Source organism: Silanimonas sp. (assembly GCF_027531545.1).
Classification (GTDB): Bacteria; Pseudomonadota; Gammaproteobacteria; order Xanthomonadales; family Xanthomonadaceae; genus Silanimonas.
On sequence record NZ_JAPZSC010000047.1, the window covers coordinates 1 to 3176 of the forward strand.

Annotated in this window: 1 protein-coding gene; it reads right to left on the minus strand. The window is 67.7% G+C overall.

Annotated features, from left to right (window positions below; genetic code table 11):
• Positions 1-91: 91 nt before the first annotated feature.
• Positions 92-3031 (minus strand): Tn3 family transposase, encoded by a 2940-nt coding sequence (locus O9280_RS15525; protein ID WP_298344789.1) that lies wholly within the window; start codon positions 3029-3031, stop codon positions 92-94.
• Positions 3032-3176 lie beyond the last annotated feature (145 nt).

Consider the following 3176-nt stretch of genomic DNA (forward strand, 5'->3'; position numbering starts at 1 on the left):
GGGTCGTTGGCCGTCCGTCACCAGTCGCCGCTGAAGGTCAGCTGACCGTCTCATCGCCGACACCCTGGCCTCCGGGATGCGGCCGCGGGCCTCACCGGCCAGGCTTGGCCGCGCCAAGCCCGGCGGCGCGCTCCACCAGCACGTCCGCGTACCGCTCGACGTTGAACCGAAACGTCCCACGAAAGTTGATGTGCGAGAAGTGCGCCGGGCCAATCCGCCGCAGCCAGTCCTCCTCGATGCCGACACCATCCCGGTTGAGCCGCGCCACCACGGTGTCCATGCGATTCGTGTTCCACGCCAGCACAATGTTCGTCAACAGCGCGTGTGCGCCCGAGATGGCCGCCATCTCCTGCCGCCGGCGGCCACGCTCAGGGGCCACCTGGCCGCCATGAATGGCACGCTGCAGCTGATGCACCGACTCGCCCCGGTTGAGCAGGGTGTGTATCTCGCGCCGATAGTCTGGGATGGCCAGGTAGTCGCACAGAAACAGCGTTCGCAGCAGGCGCCCAAGGTGTTCTGCAGCGCGGTGCAGCGGGTCGCCGACCGCTGCTGACCCCAGCCGGTGGATGGCATGCGCGGCAGACACCTTGCCCGCCCGGATCGACGCCGCCAGGCGCACCAGGTCGTCCCAGCCGCGCTCGATCGCCTTGACCGACACCCGGCGCAGGGTGACACCCTCCAGGCTTTCCGGCACCGGCCAGCCCCTGGGCACGAAGAGCTTTCGCTCACGCAGATCGCGCAGGCGCGGGCACAGGTCAAAACCCAAAAGCTTGGCGATGGCCATCGCCACGTTCGTGACGCCGTGGGTATCAACGGCCAGCAGAGAGATGCGAATCCGGTCTTCGGCACGGTTGTGCTGCTCGACGCCTTCGACGGCCACGCCTGCCTGCCGCTCGTTGAGCACGACGGGTTGGTCGTAGAACAAGCCCCAGCGGTCGCGAACGTGGGTGTACAGCCCCGCGGCATAGGTGCGCCGGCGCGGGTCCAGCCGGGCCGTCCACAGGTGGCGGCTGGCGTCCATGGCCATCATGTCGGCAGAGCCCTTGGTGCCGTCGCCCCAGAGCGCCGCGATCGGCAGCGCGTTCTGGTACTCCGACACGCGTTCGTTGGCCCGGCGCAGCCGGCCGCTCAGCTCGACGGCTCGCATCGCCGTGGAGATGCGCGCCGCGTCGATGCCGGGGATCATCGAGCCCACGCCCTTGGCGTCGAGATCGGTGCCATGGGCCAGGAGCGCGCCGTAGATGACCAGCAGCTCGTTACTCGACGACGGACGGCGGGCCAGCAGCGCCTCGCTGAAGTGGGTGGCGGCGTCGACTTCCAGCAGCAGGTCTGGCAACTGGACGGAGCCGATGTGCTTGAAGACAGCCTCCCGGGTCTTGCGTGGTTCCACTTCCTCGTCCAACGGTCGGATCGGCGGCAAGTGCAGGAGCTTGTCTGCGCCGATCTCGATCTGCCCGCGACCGGCGGCCTCAGCCAAGGCCGTCAGGCCGACCGACACGCCCGCCAGGATTGGCTCCAAAAACGCCATGGCCTGGTCGGGCAGGCCGAGAATCTGGTGGTGCAGTTCCTTCGTGCGGCTCCAGTCGGCACCTGCCAGCAGCATCGACTCGCGGGCGCGGAAACTGATCGAGTGGTTCACCCACGCGCTGCCGCGCCGCAGGCTCTTGCGCAGCGCCATCATCGTGCTGGCCTCGAATGCCCGGTACCGAGACTGAGGATCCAGGTCGCTGACGATCGTGTTCCATGCGGCGCCCACCGGCGGCAGCTCGAAGTCCTGCGGGATCTCCTTGGTGCCGAGAGCTTGCAGACGCTGCCAGGCCTGCCATTGGTCGTGGCCGGGGTCGCCCGACGCGCCGGCAAACTCGATGTCGCGAAGGCCCGCCAGGTGGGCATGAACGCGCCGGTTGTCCTCGGCCAGCGCCCTACGAACCTGGGACGCGAAAGAGCTTGTGCCAGCTTCGCCGATGTCGTGGAGCAAGGCGCGGGCTTCGAGCACGCGATCGCGCCACGGCTTGGACTCGTCGTGGAGCACCGACTTGGCTTTGAGGGCCTGCTGCAGCGTCACGCCGCCGCTGCGCGAGCGTCCCTTCTCGACACGCTCGGCGGCGCGACGGAACAGGTCTTGGCTGCGGCGCGAAGCCTGCAACAGCGCCATGTCGGTCAGCTCCAACAGTGTGACGCGCAGGAAGCAGGTGATCTCGACGGTCTGGCGCTGCCGCTCTATGCGTGCGGTCATCGACGGACGCCGCATCTGGACGTGGGCGGCGTAGGCCTGCTGCTTGCTCAGGGCCACGGCGTCCAGGGGCCAGGCGTGCACGCCCAGTTCCTTCAACGCCCGCATCTTCTCCAGCGTTTCAGCCATCGTGCCAGGAGAGTGCCGCTTGGGTGGCGTCTTGAGCCATTCAAGCCGGGTGCCTACGCCTCCGGACTGCGTTGCATAGCACCAGTCGATGGCCTTGAGGAGGGCTGCCTTGCCGACGCCGGCCTCGATCGTGGCTGCCATGGCCGCCTCGGTGGCGTCGAAGGCCTCGCGCGCCAAGTCTGCAAGGCGGCGCGGCCCAGGAATGACGATGCGCCGTTCGTACAGCCACATGCGGGCGGTTTCGGCGAGATCGTCGGGATGCGCGGCCTCGAGCGCGGAGATTGCCAGAACCTTTTGAAGTTGGTCGACACCGGCCGCATCCAGGTCCTGCAGGCCGAGGTAGGTGCGAGCCCATGCTTGGTGTTCATACAGCGTCTGGCGGCGAGCGTAGAGGGACCGCAGACTGGCGATGCTGACGGCAGGGGTTTGAAACGCCTCACAGACGGCACGCAGCAGGGTCTTGGGCACCGACGCGAACCGGTCCATGGGGCGGCCGCTGGCCCGCAGGAACAGCATCTGGATGGCTACCGCGACCCGGCGATCGTGCCGGAACCGCTCGGCGACCGAGGCGATGTCGTCTGCACTCAGGCAGAACGATTGCTGGACGTCGAACTCCGACAGCCTCGTGGGCAGGCTCTCCGCGCCAATGAAGCGCTTGGCGAAGGACACGGTGACACCCTTCGGGCAGTCGAAACCGCCAATCTACCTGCGTCGAGCGCGGCGCGAATCCCTACCTGCCCGGTGGCCGGCTCGGGCACGCGATGGACTAGTCAGCGCCAACCGTGTCAATTTGCTGGAAAGATACGATTACCCC